A 19,815-nucleotide genomic window follows, 5' to 3' on the forward strand; every position below is an offset into this window, starting at 1 on the left:
GGCACCGAGATGGCGTTATTAAATGTAGACAAGTTATCGGTGCATTTCGGCGACGAAAAAACACCGTTCCGTGCGGTTGACCGCATCAGCTATCAGGTCGAGCAAGGCCAGGTTGTAGGTATTGTTGGTGAATCTGGCTCGGGCAAATCCGTGAGTTCACTGGCGATTATGGGCCTGATTGATTATCCCGGCCGCGTAATGGCGGAAAAACTGGAGTTCAATCAGCGCGACCTGCAGAAAATCTCCGAAAAAGAGCGCCGCCAGCTGGTGGGCGCAGAAGTAGCGATGATTTTCCAGGACCCAATGACCAGCCTCAACCCGTGCTACACCGTCGGTTTCCAGATCATGGAAGCGCTGAAGGTGCATCAGGGCGGCAGCAAACGTACGCGTCGTCAGCGCGCGATAGATCTGCTCGATCAGGTGGGCATTCCCGACCCGGCATCGCGTCTGGATGTCTATCCGCACCAGCTGTCGGGCGGTATGAGCCAGCGCGTGATGATCGCGATGGCGATTGCCTGCAAACCGAAACTGCTGATCGCCGATGAGCCGACCACCGCACTCGACGTAACCATTCAGGCGCAAATCATCGAACTGCTGCTGGAGTTGCAGAAGCAGGAGAACATGGCGCTGATCCTGATTACCCACGATCTGGCGCTGGTGGCCGAAGCGGCACAGCACATCATCGTGATGTACGCCGGACAAGTGGTGGAAAGCGGTAAAGCGGTGGATATCTTCAAAGCGCCGCGTCATCCGTATACGCAAGCATTGCTGCGCGCGCTGCCGGAGTTTGCCGCCGATAAAGCGCGTCTGGCTTCGCTGCCTGGCGTGGTGCCGGGTAAATACGATCGTCCAACCGGCTGCCTGTTAAATCCGCGCTGCCCGTATGTGACCGATCGCTGCCGCCGCGAAGAGCCGGAGCTGCGCGACATTCCGGGCCGTCAGGCCAAATGTCACTTCCCACTGGATGATGCCGGGAGACCGACTTATGAGTCTTGATAACGATAAGCAGGATTACCTGCTGCAGGCTATTGACCTGAAAAAACACTACCCGGTGAAGAAAGGTCTGTTTGGCCAGGAACGTCTGGTAAAAGCGCTGGATGGCGTCTCGTTCAACCTCGAACGCGGCAAAACGCTGGCGGTGGTGGGTGAATCCGGCTGTGGTAAATCCACGCTGGGCCGCTTGCTGACCATGATTGAAACCCCGACCGAAGGCCAGCTGTTCTGGCACGGTCAGGATCTGCTAAAACATGATCCGCAGGCGCAGAAACTGCGTCGTCAGAAAATCCAGATTGTGTTCCAGAACCCGTACGGTTCGCTCAATCCGCGTAAGAAAATCAGCCAGATTCTGGAAGAGCCGCTGGTAATCAACACCTCGCTGACTAAAGCGGAGCGCAAAGAAAAAACGCTGGAGATGATGGCGAAGGTTGGCCTGAAAACCGAGCATTACGATCGTTATCCGCACATGTTCTCGGGCGGCCAGCGTCAGCGTATCGCGATTGCGCGCGGTTTGATGCTCGACCCGGATGTGCTGATTGCCGATGAGCCGGTCTCCGCGCTCGACGTTTCCGTACGTGCGCAGGTGCTTAACCTGATGATGGATTTGCAGCAGGATTTAGGCTTGTCCTACGTCTTCATCTCGCATGACCTGTCGGTGGTGGAACACATCGCCGATGAGGTGATGGTGATGTATCTCGGCCGCTGCGTCGAGAAGGGCAGCAAAGAGGCGATCTTCAGCAATCCGCGCCATCCTTACACGCAGGCGCTGCTGTCGGCGACACCACGTCTTAACCCGGACGATCGCCGCGAGCGCATCAAGCTCACGGGCGAACTGCCGAGCCCGCTCAATCCGCCGCCGGGCTGTGCGTTTAACGCGCGCTGCCGTCGTCGTTTTGGCACCTGCGTTCAGCTGCAGCCAAAGCTGAAGCAGTATGGCGATCAGCAAATCGCTTGCTTCGCGGTGGATCAGGATGAGAACCAGCCGGTGGGCGTGTAATAAATTACCGCTATAAATGATTGAAGGCTCCTGCGGGAGCCTTTCTTTTATCCTTAATACATCAGATTAATTAACGACAAAACCTGTTATCGCCAAAGCCACGCAAAAAGCATTACGCCACTGCATCTGTGATCAATTGGTCCTGATTAGGACTTAAAGCGTAAAGGCAAATTCTTATTTGCGTCAGGATTGCGTGAGCGGCATCACAATGAAATAAAATCCATAACTTGCAGCGCAGTAGAGAAAATTCAGTAGCTTAGGTTAAAATCCCCTGCGTAATTATTTCTGTTAATTGATACTAATTAATACCCGTCAATAAATAACTGCACGCTTCTTGCATGCCCGTTTTTTCAATCTTTAAGATAGAATTCTTTTGTTGAATGCGGCGTTTTAATAATCAGATTTGTCTCACCGTCTTTTAATGTGTGTGATATATTCGCGGAAAATTCCCTCCCGCTTTTACAGGCTCTGATCATGAAGAATTACGACGATCTGCAGCGTTTTAAAGAGAAAACGCAGACGCTTGATATCGCTTTTAAGGATATGTCCGGTCAATCGCATGAAGCCGATCAAAGTCAGTGGGCGTTACTGCGTCAGTTGACCACCGATCAAGAGCCTGAATTAGGTAGCGGCCAGCGCATCGATATGCCGCAACCGCATCCGATTCGCGGGGATGAATTTAGCGCACCACCGGAGCCTACTCAGGCTGCACCAGCCAGCCCGGCACGAGGATCGATTCTCGACAGCCTGAACGCGACTGCTGCCGCCCAACCGGAGACCGGCTCATCGCTGTTTCCGCCCGCGCCGTCGGCTAAACCGGTGTCGTCTGCTACGCCATTAGCGCCGAAAGCCACGTTGGTCGAGCGTCAGGCGACAACCTCACTGTTTCCACCGTCCAAACCTGTCGCCGCACCCGCCGCACCGATTACTCAGCCTGCTGCTGTTGCCGCGCCTGTACCGGCAACTCCAGCGCCGATCGCGCCAGCCCCTGCGCACACCTTTGCCGCCGCGGTTGAACCGCCACGTCCGGCTGCGCCCGCACCGTCTCGCTTTGGTGCGCTGTTCCGCTCGCGTCCCGCCGAGCCTGCTAATTTGTCAAAAGAAACACCGTTAAAACCGCTACTGGAGAAGATTGCGCTATGCCGTTAGTTTGTGTGTGCTCGCCAAAAGGGGGAGTAGGGAAAACCACCATGGCGGCCAACCTTGCGTGGAGTCTGGCTCGCGCTGGCAGCAAGGTATTGGCAATCGATTTCGATGTTCAGAACGCCTTGCGCCTGCATTTCGGTGTACCGCTGAATGATGGTCGCGGCTTTGTCGCGCGCTCTGAAGATCAGGCTGACTGGAGCCAATCGATTCTGACCACCGGCGGCAACATTTTCGTCATGCCTTATGGCGAAGTCAGCGAAGAGCAGCGTGAACGTTTTGAAGAGAACCTGGTAAAAGATCCGCATTTCCTGAAACGCGGTCTGGATACGGTACTGAATTATCCGGGGCTGGTGATTATCGCCGATTTTCCGCCGGGTCCGGGTCCAGCGCTTAAAGCAATGCAGGCACTTGCCGATATGCATTTAGTGGTGATGTTAGCGGATACCGCGTCGGTCTCTTTACTGCCGCAAATTGAAAATGACCGCATGATTGGTCAGCCGCTAAATAATAAGCGTGGTCATTATTTTGTGCTTAATCAGAGCGACAATCGCCGCAATATTAGCCGTGAAGTCACCGCTTTTATGCAGCAGCGCCTGGGTGAGAACTTATTAGGCGTGGTACATCGTGATGAAAGTGTCGCGGAAGCCAATGCCTCGCAACAATCTGTTTATGATTTCAGCCCAGCTTCTGCAGCTGCGTTTGATATCGAATTAGTGGCAAAACGCGTAGCCAATATCCTGAATATCACCGTGGGCAACGGCGAAGTTCAGGCACCTATTCGCAGCCACTATTAATAATGAGGCCGTCTCCGGCCACATAATAACAACACAGCTTCTTCAGGGTGAATCATGAGTAAACTCGGGTTTTACCTGCTGCTGCTGGTGCTTGCACCGGTGGCGGCGGTAATCGTCATCACGCCTATGGACAGCCAGAAGCAATATATATTTGGCTTAATCAGCATCGGCATGATGTTTTTACTGGGCTTCAGCAAAAGCCGCAAAATAACTATCGTCATGGTTATCCTATCCGCGCTGATGTCGACCCGATATATCTGGTGGCGCACCACGGAGACGCTGCAATTTAATTCTGAGATCGAAGCGATTCTCGGTATCGGCTTATATCTGGCCGAACTGTACGTCTGGCTGATCTTAATTCTCGGCTTCCTGCAAACCACCTGGCCATTAAAACGCACCATCGAACCTTTGCCAGATGATACTAGCCTGTGGCCGACGGTTGATGTTTATGTTCCAACCTACAACGAAAGCCTCGATGTAGTGCGTGATACCGTGCTGGCGGCGCAGTGTATTGATTACCCGCGCGACAAGTTGAAGGTCTATTTGCTGGATGACGGCAAGCGCAGTGAATTTGCGGTATTTGCCGCTGACGTCGGCGTGGGTTACATCACCCGTGACGATAACAATCACGCCAAAGCCGGTAACCTCAACCACGCCATGAAGATCACCAAAGGTGAGCTGATTTGCATCTTCGACTGCGATCACGTGGCTACGCGCACCTTCCTGCAGGCGACGGTCGGTCCGTTCCTGAAAGATCCGAAGCTGGCGCTGCTGCAAACCCCGCACTACTTCTATTCGCCGGATCCGTTCGAGCGTAACCTGCGCGCGGCACGCAGCATCCCGAACGAAGGTTCACTGTTCTACGGCCCGGTTCAGCAGGGTAACGATAACTGGAACGCCACCTTCTTCTGCGGCTCCTGTGCGGTGATTCGCCGTAGCGCGCTGGAAGAGATCGGTGGCTTTGCGGTGGAAACCGTCACTGAAGATGCGCATACCGCACTGAAAATGCAGCGTCTCGGTTGGGGCTCGGCCTTCCTGGCGATTCCGCTGGCGGCCGGTTTAGCGACTGAACGTCTTGGTCTGCACGTGGTACAGCGTAACCGCTGGGCGCGCGGCATGACGCAGATCTTCCGCGTCGATAACCCGCTGTTTGGCCGTGGATTGAAGTGGCAGCAACGTCTGTGCTACCTCAACGCCATGCTGCACTTCCAGTTCGGCTTGCCGCGCGTGGCGTTCCTGACGGCACCGCTGGCGTATCTGCTGTTTAACCTGAATATCATTCACTCATCCGCATCGCTGATTTTCGCCTACGTCTTGCCGCATCTGGTGATGTCGCTCTACGTCAACTCACGAATGAACGGCAAGTTCCGTTACACCTTCTGGGGCGAGATCTACGAAACCGTGATGTGCTTCCACCTCGTTATCCCTACGCTGCTGACCATGCTGGCACCGAAGCGCGGCAAGTTTAACGTAACGGATAAAGGCGGCCTGCTCGATCAGGGCTTCTTCGACTTCCACATCGTGCGTCCACACGTGATTGTCGCGGTGCTGCTGTCGATTGGCATCATCGCTGGCGTGGTACGTGCCACGGCGCATGACTACTTTGGCGTCGATCCTTACGTTATCGCCCTCAACGTCGGCTGGGCGGTGTTCAGCCTGATTATCCTGATGGCGGCGATTGCCGTGGCGCGTGAAACCAAGCAGGTGCGTAAAACTATCCGTATTGAAGTGCAGATTCCGGCGGTGATTCACTACGCCAGCGGCATCTCGTCGCGCACGAAAACCAGCGATCTGTCGATGGGTGGCGCGCAGCTGGATGCGCCGGACAATCGTCACGAACACGATGAAATTGAAGAGATCGATCTGCTGCTGAAATCGGGCACCATCACCATTCCGGTGAGCAAAATCTCTGGCGATGAAGAGAGCATTCGTCTGCGCTTTGGCGATATGCCGCTGTCGCGCCGTCGTGAATTGGTGCGCGTGGTGCTGGCGCGTGCGGATGCGTGGATTCAGCCGGAATATAAGCAAGACAATCCACTGGTTTCGCTTGGCACTATTATTCGTACCGTCTTTGAGCTGTTCTGGCTGACCTGGAAAGATCGCCGTGAGAAGCGTAAGCGTGACAACCAGCCCGCCGCAAAAGAGGACAGCGCTGCATGAAGAATTTGACGCAAACGTTGCTGGCAAGCTCGCTGGCAACGGCGCTGCTGCTCGCGCCAGCGTGGGCCGAAACCCCGGCGGTCACTCAGGATAGCGGTGCACTTTCTGACGTGCCGCCGCCGCAAGGCATTGAAAGTGCGGCCGATCAACAGCTGCAGCAGGCGGCAGGCGCGGCACCTTATGCGCCAGTAGAAACCGCACCAGAAACAGCACCACAAACCGCACCGGAAGCGGCACCGCCAACGGTAAATGAAACGCCCGCCGAACCGGCCGCCAGCGAACCTGCACCTGTAGCCGCACCAGAAATGGTGCTGCCAACGGTAGCGCCAACCGCACCGGCGGTGATGCCAGATACGGTTTCCACAACGCTTAACCAGCCGATCAGCAGCACCGTTTCGGTGGCGCAGATGGGCCAGCCGCGCGGCATCACATTGACCGGCGGCCAGCTGCAATCCGGTATCGTGTTCACGCTGCCCAGCGATGAAGTGATCACCAACGCGCGCCTCAATCTGTCGCTGCGCGTCTCGGCGGCACTGGCAGCACGCAACACCTCGCTGCAGCTGATGCTGAATGGTCAGCCGCTTGGCACTTTGCCGCTGGGCTCCAGCGACAGCGATGTCAGCGATTACCAGCTGGATATTCCGGCGGCGATGGTGGTTTCGAGCAACAACCTTAGCTTCAAGATTAACGATGCCGACAAGTTGCTGTGTGAGAAAGAGAGCGCGCAGCAGTATCAGGTATCGATTCTGCCGAAAACCACGCTGAGCCTCGAAGGCCAGCAGCTGAACATCGGTACCAGCCTGCGTAACTTCCCGCGTCCGTTTATCGATGCGCAGCGCATGACGCCCGCCAGCGTCACTTTTGGCTTTGCCGCCAATGCCGCGCCGGACAGCATCAGCGCCGCCGCGCTGGTGGCATCGTGGATGGGCATTCAGTCGGATTATCGTGGCATCCGTTTCCCGGTGGTGCGCGGCGATCTGCCGGAACACAACGGCATTCTGATCGGGCATCCGGGCGACAAGATTGGCACCGTGACTTTGCCAGCCACCAACGGCCCGCTGCTACAGGTGATCGATAACCCCAACAATCCGGTCTACAAATTGCTGCTGGTGGTGGGGGCGAATGACGATCAGTTGCGTCAGGCCGCTAACCGTTTAACCACTCAGCCGCTGGCGACCGATGCCAGCAGCCTGAACGTGCAGCCGCAGCCGATTGGCGTGCGTAAGCCGTACGATGCGCCGCGCTGGATCAACACCACGCGTCCGGTGCGTCTGAGCGAACTGCTGCGCAAAGACCAGAGCCTGACCACCACCGGCATCTGGCACGATGCGCTGAGCGTCAACTTCCGCGCCGCGCCGGATCTGTTCCTGTGGGATGGCGATACCATTCCGGTGGAGCTGCACTATCGCTTCCCATCTGAAAGCTGGATTGACGAGAATAACTCGTTCCTCAACGTGATGATTAACGGCACCTTCCTGCGCAACCTGACGGTGAATAAAGTCGGCTTGCTGGAGAGCGCCTGGCATCGTCTGGGCGGTGACGCGCGTCAGGAGCATTACACCCTGAAGCTCGAACCGTACCTGATTTACGGTGACAACCAGTTGGCACTCTACTTCAACATCAAGCCGAAAGCGGATGCACCGTGCGGCGTGCTGCTGAACAACAACATTAAGAGCCGCATCGAAGAGGATTCGTGGATCGATCTGAGCCACACGCGCCACTTCACCATGCTGCCTAACCTCTCTTACTTTGTGGGCGCCTCGTTCCCGTTCTCGCGTCTGGCGGACTTCTCGCAGACCACGCTGCTGCTGCCGGAACAACCGAGCGATGCGGAGATCGCCACGCTGCTGGATATGGCTTCCCGCGCCGGTAACGCCACCGGCGTACCGCTGCTGCAAAACCAGGTGCTGTTTGGTCTGCCAAACGGCGGCACCAACATGACGCGTCTGCAGCAGAGCGATCTGCTGGCGGTGAGCACCACGCAGAACAACGACTTTAACCAGGCGATGCTGGCCAACACGCCGTTTGATACCAGTGGCAACACGCTGGGTGTGAAAGAGCCGAACACCTGGGACAAACTGCGCGGCTGGCTGACCGGCGACTGGTATCGCCAGCAGCTTGATGCCGATCGTTACTTCTCGTCCAACGAAGCGTGGCGCGGCTTTGTCAGCTATCGCTCGCCGTGGAACCCGGATCGTTTAGTGGTGATGACGGTGGCGACCAGCGATCAGCAACTGCTGCGCCTGCATGAAGACCTGAATTCCGCGCGCATCAACGCCGGTATTCGCGGCGATACCGCCATCATCACTGATGAGAACGGCATTCGCAGCTTCCGCGTCGGCCCGCAATTCCCGAGCGGCGAAATGCCGTGGTACATGATGGTGGTGTGGTATGCCAACCAGCACTCTGTGCTGATGGCGCTGGCGGCGCTGCTGCTTTCAGCGTTGGTCGGCGGCGGTGCATGGGTGATGCTGAAACGTCATGCGTGGCGTCGTCTCAACCCAAAAGTTGATAGCAAGTCCGGCAAGAAGTAAGGATAAAAACAATGAAAAAACATCTGTTAAGTGCCGGTATTCGTCATGCCCTGATTCTGGGTGGGGCACTGACGCTCTCTCAGCCGCTGCTGGCGGCGGAGAGCACTAATCCTGCGTTACAGGCGCTGTTCGATCAGGCGGCGTACTGGCACCAGAAAGCGCATGACGATTTGGCGAAAGCCTCGCTGCAGAAAGTGCTGATGGTTGAGCCTAACAACACGCAGGCGCTCTATCTGCTGGCGCTCTATTCGCAGCAGAGCGGCGGCACGGCGGAAGCGGCGCAGTGGCGTGCGCGCCTGAGCGCGGCCTCGCCGAACGATCCGCATCTCACCGAGCTGGATAACGCGCGCCAGCTGCAAACCATTCCGCAGGCGCAGCTGCAGCTGGCGCGCCAGCAGGCACGCAGCGGCAACATCGCGGCGTCGCTGCAAACCTGGCGTAACACCTTCAGCGGCAACGAGCCGCCGCCGAGCGTAGCAGCCGAATATTATCTGACCATGGCGGGCGATCGTTCGCTGCTGCCACAGGCGGTGGAAGCGCTGCGTCAGTTCTCCGCCGATCATCCGCAGGATACCGGTGCCAAACTGGCGCTGGGTAAAGCGCTGACCTATCAGGAATCAACGCGTCGTCAGGGTATTGATGTGCTCGGCAGCCTGGCGGACGGTAACAAAGAAGCGGACCGTTCGCTGCGTCAGGCGCTGTTGTGGCTCGGTCCGCAGGCGTCCGATGCGTCGCTGTACCAAACCTGGCAGCAGCGCCATCCGCAAGACAACGCGGTGCTGGATTACTACCGTAAAAACGTCGGCGGCGCGGAGAAGGGGGCGGGCTTTACCGCGCTTAACAGCGGCGACGTCAGCAACGCGCAGAACAACTTTGAGAAAGTGCTGCAAGCCAACCCGCAAGATGCGGATGCGCTGGCCGGCATGGGCTATGTCGCCCAGCGTGCCGGACGTTATGCCGAAGCGGCGGATTACCTGACGCGCGCGGCGCAGTTGGGTGGCGATCAAAGCGACACGCGCCAGAAGCAGGCCGCCGATGCCCGCTTCTACGCGCAGCTGGCCACCGCGCAGCAGGCGCTGAAAAACGGTGATAGCGCGCAGGCGTTGGCGCTGAGCGAACCGCTGGCGCAGGCCGACGGTGAGAAAGGCGTCTCCGCCAAACTGTTCCGCGCCGATGTGCAGCGTCGCAGCAATCAGCTCGATCAGGCGGAGCAAACCTATCGTTCCATCCTGCAAAGCGATGCCAATAACCGCAATGCCAAAGAAGGCTTGTTTTACGTGCTGCGTCAGCAGAACCGTGGTGCAGAAGCCAACACCTTGCTGGCGTCACTGCCCGACAGCGTGCGTCAAAGCGTGGCACCGCGCGGCAGCAGCACCGATCCGATTCGTGCCCAGGCCAAACGTGAAGTGGCGGCGGGCAATAACAGCGCGGCTATCGCCACCTTGACCTCGGGTATTCAGCGCTATCCTAACGATGGCTGGCTGCGTCTCGATCTGGCGCGTATCTACCGCGCGCAGGGCGATAACATGATGGCAGCAAATATCATGCAGCCGACCATGCGCAGCGGTGCCAGCACGACAGAACTCTACGCGGGTGCGTTAAACGCCAGTGAAAGCAGCGCCTGGCAGCAGGCGAGTTTGCTGCTGTCGCGCATACCTAATAGCAGCAAGAACAGCGATATGCGCGAGCTGGCGCAGCGCGTCAATTTCAACCTGCAGATGGCTACCGCCGATCAATATCTGGCGCAGGGCTCGAACGCGGCAGCGGCCAACACCTTGCGTGCGCTGGCATCGACGCCGCCAGCCAATCCGGTTGATGCCGGTAATCTGGCGCAGAAGCTGGCGAAAGCGGGCGATCTCACCACTGCCGTTTCCGTGGTGCGCAGCAACATGCAGCGCGGCATTCAGGGCAACGCCGGTGATTACGCCGCGCAGGTGGCGGTGCTGAATCAGGCCGGTCTGAACACCGAAGCGCAAAGCTTCCTCAGCAGCCCGGAATTGCAGGCACGCAGCACGCCAACTCAGCTGGCGGGCATCCGCAACGGCTACGTGATCAACGAAGTGGATCGTCTGCGTGAGCAGAAACAGTACGCCGCCGCTTACGACAAGCTGGTGGGCGCGCTGCAGCACGATCCGCAGAACCGCGATCTGATGTTCGCCATGGCGCGACTTTATCAGTCCGGCAAGATGAACAAAGAAGCGGGCGTGGTGTACGACTACCTGATGACGCAGGATACCGCGACGCAAGACGCGCGCACCGGTGCCATCAACGTGGCGCTGGCGCAGAATGACGTCAACAAAGCCAATACCTTAACGCGCGGCCTGCGCAATGAGCAGTCGCCAGATCGCTTGCTGCTGTTAGCCCGCGTGGCGGAAGCCAACGGTGAACACAGCCAGGCGATGAGCTATCTGCGCACCGCGCGCGGCCAGCTGATTGGTCTGCAGGGCGCAGAAACCGGCAGCGTGCCAAGCGTCGGTGGTTTGGCATTGGCCGACAATCCGTTTATCAATCGCGGCACTTCGCCGGTGGGTCGTTCGCCGTCCAGCTATGGCGCGGTGATGCCGTGGCAGTCGGCACCAGCGGCCACCAGTAGCGCCGAAGGCGTGACGCTGGCGAGCAACACGCCGGCGATTCAGCAAAGCCAGACGCTGCGTCAAATCGACAACATGATGGACGATCTGCAAGAGAAAACCGGCACCTGGGTGCAAGGTCAAATGCAGGTGCGCGGTCGTGATGGCGAATCAGGCTTGAGCAAACTCACCGAAGCCAAAGCGCCACTGACTTTCTCCACCGTGCCGTTTGGCGATGCGCGCTTCGATTTCACCATGACGCCGATTTCCCTCACCGCAGGCAGCGCCGGTGGCGACGCATGGCGTCGTTTCGGCACCAACTCGCTGGTGCAGGGACAAGTGGTGGCATCGGGTGATGCGAAAATTGACGATACGCCAAACTCCTCCACCGATTCGCAATCCGCGACCGGCGTAGAGCTGAACATGGCGCTGAAGGGCGACAGCTATAAGATTGACCTCGGCAGCACGCCGCTCGGTCAAGACTTGAGTACGCTGGTGGGTGGCGTGCAGTGGTCGCCGAAGCTGACCGACTTCCTGACGCTGATCCTCACCGGTGAACGCCGCGCGATGACCGACAGCCTGTTGTCGTATGTCGGTGTCGAAGACAAAACCAGCGGTAAACGCTGGGGCCGCGTGACCAAAAACGGCGGTAACGCCTTGCTGAGTTATGACAACGGCGATGCCGGTTTCTACGTTGGCGGCGGCGCGTACAGCTACATCGGCGAAAACGTGGCGAGCAACAACAGCGTGCAGGCGACTGCAGGCGCGTATGTGCGTCCGTATCATCTCGACGATCGCGAGCTGAAAGTCGGCATGAGTTTGTCGTGGATGGATTACTCGAAAAACCTCAGCTACTTCAGCTATGGTCAGGGCGGCTACTTCAGTCCGCAGAACTATGCGTCGGTGTCGTTCCCTATCGAGTTCAGCCGCAAGTTTGACGATCTGAAAGTGAACGTCGGCGGTTCGGTGGGTTATCAATCCTACAGCCAGGATAAGAGCGCCTACTTCCCGAATAACCCGTCGTTGCAGGCACAGCTGCAAAGTCTGGCCGACCAAGGCTACGTGAAGGATGTGTTCTACAGCGGCGAGAGCAAAAACGGCATTGGCTACAACCTGCATGCCGGTGCGGATTATAAGATCAACAAAGATGTCACCGTGGGCGGTCAGCTAGGCTACGACACCTTTGGCGATTACAACGAAAGCACAGCCAATCTGTACTTCCGTTACATGTTCGGAGATTACTAATGAGTGAGCAAGTAACCGCACGTGTCAGCCATCCGCATCAGCCGGGCTGGTTTGATCTGGTGAGCGCGATGATTGAGAGCATGCTGGACAACGCGGGCGAGGAAGCGGAAGGCTTCCTCAACGGCGTCGGCGTATCGCTGGCAACGCGCTATCCTTTACCTGACGCGCGCACCGTGCAGGATCTGGAGCGTGAAATGAATTTGCAGCTGGCGCGTTTTAACTGGGGCTTTGTGCAGTTACAGCCGCAGGAGAATGCCATTCTGATTCAGCACCACGCGCTGCCGCAGGGCGACAGCAACGTTGGTGTTGAACGCTGGCAGCTGGCGCTGAGCGCAGTGCTGGCGGGCGTGTATGCGCAATGGCTGCAGGCACAAGGTGGCAGCGCGGCGGTACCGGTGACGCTTGAGAACAACGACGGCGGCACGCTGCACTATCGATATCAATAGGAAGCTGTAATGAGAGTGATGCGGTTCTGGCGTCAATGGATGCTGTGTTTCATGGTGATGTTTTTTAGCGCGCAGGCAGCCGCAGATGGCTGGAGTACCTACAAAAGCCGTTTTATGGGCAGCGATGGCCGTATCAGCGATACGGCGAATAACAATGTCAGCCATACCGAAGGTCAGGGCTACGGCATGTTGTTAGCGGTGGCGCATGACGATCGCACCACCTTCGATCAGCTGTGGCAGTGGACGCGCACTCATCTGCGCAATCCGCAAAACGATCTGTTCTACTGGCGCTATACGCCGGGTGCTGCCAATCCGATTGCCGACAAAAACAACGCGTCCGATGGTGATGTACTGATTGCCTGGGCGCTGCAGCGTGCGGCGCAGAAGTGGGGCGGTGATTACCAGCAAGCTTCCGACCGCATTCAGCGTGCGATCGTGAAGCTGAATGTGATCAGCTACGGCGGACACAAAGTGATGCTGCCGGGCGCACAGGGTTTCAACAAAACCAGCTATGTGGTGCTCAATCCCTCCTATTTCCTGTTTGAGGCCTGGCGCGAGTTTGCTGAACACAGTCATCTGCGCATCTGGAATGAGCTGATTGATGACGGCATGGATTTGCTGGGTGATATGCACTTCGGTAAAACCGGCCTGCCGCTGGATTGGGTGGCGCTGAATGCCGATGGTTCAGTGGCACCGGCGGTCGGCTATTCCAACCGCTTCAGCTATGACGCGATCCGTATTCCGCTGAATATCTGGTGGTACGATGCGCAAAGCCTGCGTCTGGTGCCGTTCCAGCGCGTCTGGCAAGGCTCGGCGCGCATGACTACGCCCGCCTGGTATGATGTGTTGGGCAACACGCCAGCGCCGTACAACATGGAAGGGGGGTTGTTAGCGATCCGCGATTTGACGCTGAATCAAACCGGTTACCTCAATGACCGTCTCGCGCCGGATCAAAACTACTTCTCCGCCAGCCTGCAGTTGCTGACCTGGATGGCTTATCAGGAAAAGAGGTAAGTCTTGTCTTTGGCCAGGTCGCCATAAATGGCGACCCTACAAAATCTGCAACTCATCCGCGTGGTCGCCATGAATGGCGACCCTACAAAATCTGCAACTCATCCGCGTGGTCGCCATGAATGGCGACCCTACAAAATCTGCACCTCATCCGCGTGGTCGCCATAAATGGCGACCCTACAAAACCTGCAACTTACCCGTAGGGGCGCCATTTATGGCGACCTCCATTGATGCTTATTTAAAATCCGCATACGGCGTCAGCGGTTGTGGTGGCATATCCATATCGCCGTCCCAGCCGGACATGGAGTAGCGCATGAAAATCAAACCGTGGCTTGGGGTGTAATCCTTCGCCTGCTGAATATCCATCGCCAATCCCACCGACCAGTGCGGCGTAATGCGTCGCTCCACCAGCGCCTGCAGCGTGTAGCCAAAACCGGTACCCGAGCTGCTGTCTGAGGTAGGATTCGACGCCAGTGTGAAGCCCGGATTGACCGGATAGCGCTGCTGCCCGTCGGTATGCGATTGCGACCAGGAAACTGAGCCGCCGAGATCAAACGACCAATTTTCCGTGCGTTGGCGATAGGTCACCGGCACCGACAGCGAGAAATATTGCTGCGGGCTGTAATAGCCGCCCTGGCCGAAGGTGTAGTCGCTGAGATCCTTCTGGTAATGCCACAGCATACTGTTCAGGCCAACGGTGGCGCGGCGATTGTCTTCATTAATCAGCTTATAGTAATAGCCCGCCATCAGGCGTTCGCGGCTATTATCCGCGACGTTATCGCCGCTAAGTTGATGCGCACTGATATCGCCCCACACGCCATGCGCGCCGCCCTGATCGTAACTCAGTCCGAGCGAGCCGCCGGTTGCCACCACGCCGCCCCAGGTTTTGCCGCCGTTCGCCGAGGGATCGCGTGCGCCTGCGTACGCCAGCAGCGAGCTGGAGATCGGCCGGCGTGACGCGGTGAACGTCAGGCCAATGTCTTTAACGTCGGTTTTCCAGCTTACGCCGCCGACCCAGTTGCTGGTCTCGAAGCCGAGCGGTGTGGTGCCGACGTCTGCCGACCATATATCGTTATGCCAGCCCACGCCCAGCGCGGTTCCTTCATCGCGCTGATTAAAGTCGCGGCTGCATCCACCAGAATTTTCATCGTTACAGCTGCCGAACTGCTCGCTGTGGCTGCCGTTCGCGGTGGAGAAGGTGCCGGCTGAAACCAGCACATGATCGACACGCACAAAGCTGCGGCCATCGGCCAGCGGCGTTTCCGCCTGCATCATGGTGGTATGGGCGGTGAAATCGGAGGTGCCGCCGTTGCCTTTGTTGCGCGAGTAATCCTGCTCCAGCGTGAACGTGGTGTCCTGCTGGCGATACAGATCGGCGGCGTCGCTGCGGATGCTGCGTTTCAGCCAGTCATCCTGCGCCTGATTGCGGGTTAACGCCGTATAGCGATCGTTATCCTTTGGCACATGCTGGCTGATGCCGCTTGCGGCCATCGCCAGCTGATAATCCTGCTGCGCTTGTGTGGGCTGTTGCAACTGCGTTTCCAGCCGCGCTACATCGCGATACACCAGCGCTTTTTCCTGCGACGGTGCGAGTTTCGTCGCGCGGGTTTTCAGCTCAGCAAACATCTGTTGAGCACGAACTGCATCGCCACTATTTTGCCAGGCGAGCGCCACGCGTCGCCCGCTGTTGACGCTTTGCTGCGCCACGCTCGGCGGCAAGGTTTGTAACGCGCGTTGCGCTTCCGCAGGGCGTTTTAAGGCGATCAAGGCTTCGATGCGACCCAGCGCCGCATCGCCGTTTTTACTGTCTTTCTGCAGCACCTTTTGATAGCTCGCCAGCGCGCTGCGGGCATCGCCGCGCTCCAGCGCCCAATCGGCCAGCGTGATATCGCGGCGGATGGATGCGGGTTGCTGTTTCAGCAGCGCAATCGCCGCGGTTTCATCGCCGCGCGTGCGTAAATCACTGGCGCGGGTAAACACCTTGTCCTGCTCGAGACGATCGGCCAGCTCATGCATGTTGCTGTCCCAGCGCGAAGTGGGCAAGCGATGCAAGGTCGCCAGCGCCGCGTCATCGCGGTCGCCGGAAGCTAGCCACAGCGCCGAGGCATACAGCGCTGCGGGTTCCTGAGGATGCTGGCGCACCATCGCGTCCATCACTTGCGCACCCTGAGTTTCTTCGCCGCCGTTGCGCAGCGCGCCAGCCAGACGATAGGCCAGCCAGATATCATCAGGATTCGCCTGCGCCGCCTGGCGATATTTCTCCGCCGCCTGATGCCATTGGCCTTGCTGCGCCAGCGTATCGGCTTCGGCCATCAGCGCATCGGTACGCAGCTGTAGCAGACGACTTTTCGCCGTGTTATTGCTGCGATCCAGCCGCAGCGCCTGCTGCCAATAAGTTTCTGCCTGCGCAGCGTTTTTACGCGCCAGCGCCGCATCACCCAGGCCAATCAGCGCCCAGCTATCGCGATTATCCAGCGCTTGTGCGCTGCGGTAATAACGTTCCGCTGTTGCGTTGTCGCCTTTTTTCAGCGCCGCATCACCGTTGTTGATCGCCAGCCAGTAACGGTTGGTTTGCAGCAGCGACTGCCACTTGCCGATCTGCGTGCTGGCCTGACCGGCCTGAATCGCTTTCTCCAGCCAGCTAATGGCGGCGGCGCGATTATTGGCTCGCGCCTGCGCCTGGCCCATCGCGCCCATCAGTTCAGCATCGTTGGGATTGGCTTTTAACGCGGCGTTGAGCGCGGAAATCGCATTTGCGCCGCCACCGGCATCCACCAGCGCCAAACCACGCATGCGCTGGCGATACGCCGGATCGGCGAGGAATTTTTGCTGACGCGCCAGCTCTTGCTGACCGCGCTGCTGGGCATCGCCTTCGGTGAAGGTTTGCAGATATTGCTGCAGGCTGGCGACGCTACGTTCGCTCACCGGCTGATTCTGGATCTGCTGCAACCACAGCTCGGAAGCGGCATCACGACCGCCGTTGCGGTTGGCGAGACGACGCAGCTGCGTAAAGGCTTCGCCTGGCTGATTGTTATCAAACGCCATGCGCGCCAGCTGCAGTTCGACGCCGATGTTGCCGGGATAGCGCTGCTCCAGCGCCTGCAACTGTTGATACGCTTGCGGCTGCTGGCCGGGTAAACGCGCCACCAACCGCCAATACTCCAGCTCGGTATTTACATCGGGGAACACGCCGTGGAACAGCGCGTCCCACGCGGCTTTGGCTTCGGCGACGTGTCCGGCGGTGGCCAGCAAGCGCGCCTGCTGCAGCTGCTGACGACCTTCTGCGGTCACTAAACGCAATCCGGCTTCCGATTCGCGCGTAGCGGCGGCATTCGGTGCCACGCGCTTCAGTTCATCCAGCAGTTTTTGCGCTTTGGCCTGATCGCCTTGACGCAACGCCATGCGGATTTGCGCCGCCAGCACCTGCGGATTATCAGGATCGATTTTTTCCAGCCGATAGAGTGATTGCTGGACCAGATCGAGTTTGTTGGTCGATTCACCGGTGCGAATCTGCATCAGCAGCCACTCAACCGGCGAAACTTGTGGACCGATCGGGGCGGCAGCCGAACCTGCTAACACCCCGAGCGTGCTGCCAATCAGCAATCCAAGCTGCAGTTTATTCATCGTCATCCAGCTCGGCCAGACGGCGACGGCTTACCATGCGCATTAAACGCCACGCCATCAGCGCAAACAGAATGACCACCACAACCGCACAAATCGCCAGCCACACCGGATGCGTTGCCAGCAGATTCCACAGACGCTCCCACCACGGCAGGTGACCAACGTAATAGGTTTCGCCGACGCGAATGCTGTTAACGCCTGACTCACGGATCACCGTGGCGGAACCGAACACCGCCGCGCGTTTGCCGCTGTCGAGCAGCGCGTTATTCAGCAATTCCCAGCCGCGTGGGCTGTCGGCCAGCAGCGCCACAACGCTGCGTTGATCGTTGAACGGTGACTGGAAGCCAACAATCGCGCCCATCGGCCCGCGTGAGCTGATGGTGGTTTGGCTTTCCACGGCGCGTTCACTGTCAGAAATCGGCACATTGGCTGCCGCATTGGCGCGTGCGGGCATGCTGATCCAGCTGCGTGCGGCATCGGCCAGCAGCGGGATCTTAGTATCGTCCTGCAGATCCTGCGGAATACCGCCGATCATCAACATATCCGCATCCGCTGATTTCGCTTTGCTCCAGTCATCGCTCATCTGCACGCGCAGCGCCGGATAACCGGTTTGTGCGCCGATGCTGCCGAGCGCATTGAGCAGCGTGCTGACTTCGTCATTGCTCGGTTTAGGCTGCACCAGCACCAGCGTTTGCGCCAGATCGGCGAAACGGCTATACGGGAAACCGGCGTTGGCGAACGCACCCAGCGACGGCATTTCGATGTAATGGCGATAGCCGGAGAAATCGATGCTTGAGGTATCGTCGATCACCACGTGATGTCCAACGGCGGTGACGGTTTCGCAGCGGCCATCGGCGGTGCCACCAATAAAGGTGTTGGCGTAATCAAAGTTAAAGCGCAGCTGATTCACCACACCGAGGCGCAGCGCTGGAATGGTCAACTGGCGATTGCTGTCCTGCAAACCCTGCATCAGCGGAATGCGCATCAGCTGCTGACCGGCGGTATCTTTCGGCGTCAGCGGATAATCCTGCATGAACTGGTTGTTGAGATGCACCGCGAGGCGCGAGCCATCCTGCTGAATCGGCGAGGTGTAGCGATAACGCAGATCCATATCGATACCGCGTGCGCGCACCAGGAACAGATCTGGCGGTAGATTCAGCGTCAGGCTGATCGGATTCGGCTGCAAACCGTCGCCCTGTAGCTGATTTTGATACTGCGTCAGCTCGGCAAAGGTAGTGCGGCGATCGGTGCGCACCCAGTTCGGTGCATCGTACGCCTGGCGCGCGGCCAGCAATTTTACGCTGTCGATGGTTGAGGTATCGCCGCGCAGCAGCAGCTGACCTTGTGCAATCCCTTCCACCGCAGTTAACAGATCCTGATCGTCGCGACCCAGAATCAGCAGCATCTTCTCGTACGGATTGTCCGGCTGATTCACCATCTCCACCGTCGGTTTCTCTACCGGCGGCAGATCTTTCAGGAAGTCGGGACGATGATCGTTGGTGGCAAACACCACCGCATGCTGCTCTTTGGGCAGCTGGTTATACAGCACCGGGAAGGATTGTCCGCGCCACTGCGCTTTGCTGCCAAACCATGAAGCCAGAATCCCGGCCGCACGCTGTTGCAGCAGATTCGGCTGGGCGTTGAAGACTATCGGCAGCTGCAGCGGGCGGCTGTCGCGCGTATCAAAGAACGGCTCCGGGAAATGCGACAGGTCGTTCTTCAGCGGCAGCTTTTGCAGCGTCAAATCGAGTTTGCTGGCTTTGCCGATATCCAGCCAGATGGTGCTGTTGGCCGGGTTTTCACATACGTTGGCATAGTGACCGACCAGTTCGAGGCGCACGCGGTTGAAGTCGCTGATAAAGCGTGGATCGATAGGGATCTGCGTTTGATTCTCTTTGCCAAGCTGATCGGCGGTGACGGTCACCAATCCCACCAGTTCATCGTTGAGATAGACCTTAAGCTGCGACAGCGTGGGAATCAGCGCTGGCGACGGACGATAGCTCAGATTCAGCAGCGCGCGCGTCACCACTTCATCGCTGCGCACGCCGAACTCAATCTGGCTGCTCGGTTCGGTACCGCGCAGCGTCATGCTGCCGGGCGGCGGGGCGACCTGATTAAACACCAGCTGGCTGTCACGCAGCGGCGCGTTGGCATCGACCAGCGCGTTCACCTCCGGTAACGGCTGCGGCGCATTGATGGCGCCAGAGGTCTGTGGCGCGGCCTGCACCACAGCTACGCAGCCCAGCATCAGGGCGGTGAACCAACTCAGTTTTTTCGTCATGGTCATATCATCAA

The 19,815-nt window shown here is 58.3% G+C and carries 11 protein-coding genes; 9 read left to right on the forward strand and 2 right to left on the reverse strand.

The features are described from left to right. Positions 1–9: 9 nt before the first annotated feature. The 9 genes from dppD to VIJ98_RS00615 all read left to right on the forward strand — a co-directional run bounded on the left by dppD (position 10) and on the right by VIJ98_RS00615 (position 13,902). On the forward strand, positions 10–996 hold the full coding sequence (gene dppD, locus VIJ98_RS00575) for a dipeptide ABC transporter ATP-binding protein (RefSeq protein WP_008104610.1): 987 nt from the start codon (positions 10–12) through the stop codon (positions 994–996). Next, on the forward strand, positions 986–1,993 hold the full coding sequence (gene dppF, locus VIJ98_RS00580) for a dipeptide ABC transporter ATP-binding subunit DppF (RefSeq protein ID WP_008104607.1): 1,008 nt from the start codon (positions 986–988) through the stop codon (positions 1,991–1,993). The genes dppD and dppF overlap by 11 nt, the downstream gene beginning before the upstream one ends. A gap of 474 nt (positions 1,994–2,467) precedes the next feature. Beyond that, positions 2,468–3,142 carry a cellulose biosynthesis protein BcsO gene (bcsO, locus tag VIJ98_RS00585; protein WP_323271859.1) on the forward strand — a complete coding sequence of 225 codons (675 nt, stop codon included), beginning with the start codon at positions 2,468–2,470 and terminating at the stop codon, positions 3,140–3,142. Then, on the forward strand, positions 3,133–3,933 hold the full coding sequence (gene bcsQ / locus VIJ98_RS00590; RefSeq protein ID WP_061719335.1) for a cellulose biosynthesis protein BcsQ: 801 nt from the start codon (positions 3,133–3,135) through the stop codon (positions 3,931–3,933). The genes bcsO and bcsQ overlap by 10 nt, the downstream gene beginning before the upstream one ends. Positions 3,934–3,987: 54 nt before the next feature. Further along, on the forward strand, positions 3,988–6,093 hold the full coding sequence (gene bcsA, locus VIJ98_RS00595; RefSeq protein ID WP_008104601.1) for a UDP-forming cellulose synthase catalytic subunit: 2,106 nt from the start codon (positions 3,988–3,990) through the stop codon (positions 6,091–6,093). Next, positions 6,090–8,627 carry a cellulose biosynthesis cyclic di-GMP-binding regulatory protein BcsB gene (gene bcsB, locus VIJ98_RS00600; protein WP_323271860.1) on the forward strand — a complete coding sequence of 846 codons (2,538 nt, stop codon included), beginning with the start codon at positions 6,090–6,092 and terminating at the stop codon, positions 8,625–8,627. Before bcsA ends, bcsB (VIJ98_RS00600) begins: the two co-directional genes overlap by 4 nt. 11 nt (positions 8,628–8,638) lie before the next feature. After that, positions 8,639–12,442 (forward strand): cellulose synthase subunit BcsC-related outer membrane protein, encoded by a 3,804-nt coding sequence (locus VIJ98_RS00605; RefSeq protein ID WP_323271861.1) that lies wholly within the window; start codon positions 8,639–8,641, stop codon positions 12,440–12,442. Further along, positions 12,442–12,888 (forward strand): cellulose biosynthesis protein BcsD, encoded by a 447-nt coding sequence (gene bcsD / locus VIJ98_RS00610; protein WP_008104594.1) that lies wholly within the window; start codon positions 12,442–12,444, stop codon positions 12,886–12,888. Before VIJ98_RS00605 ends, bcsD begins: the two co-directional genes overlap by 1 nt. A gap of 9 nt (positions 12,889–12,897) precedes the next feature. Further along, entirely contained in the window at positions 12,898–13,902 is a 1,005-nt protein-coding gene (locus VIJ98_RS00615) for a glycosyl hydrolase family 8 (protein ID WP_323271862.1), read from the forward strand. Between the two features lie 231 nt (positions 13,903–14,133). Here VIJ98_RS00615 and bcsC read toward each other — a convergent pair whose 3' ends face one another. Together bcsC and bcsB (VIJ98_RS00625) are read right to left on the reverse strand one after the other, a co-directional pair. After that, entirely contained in the window at positions 14,134–17,523 is a 3,390-nt protein-coding gene (gene bcsC, locus VIJ98_RS00620) for a cellulose synthase complex outer membrane protein BcsC (protein ID WP_323271863.1), read from the reverse strand. Next, entirely contained in the window at positions 17,516–19,801 is a 2,286-nt protein-coding gene (bcsB, locus tag VIJ98_RS00625; RefSeq protein WP_323271864.1) for a cellulose biosynthesis cyclic di-GMP-binding regulatory protein BcsB, read from the reverse strand. Before bcsB (VIJ98_RS00625) ends, bcsC begins: the two co-directional genes overlap by 8 nt. Positions 19,802–19,815: the final 14 nt, after the last annotated feature.

It is taken from the genome of Pantoea sp. S18 (assembly GCF_045689705.1).
Lineage (GTDB): Bacteria > Pseudomonadota > Gammaproteobacteria > Enterobacterales > Enterobacteriaceae > Pantoea > Pantoea symbiotica.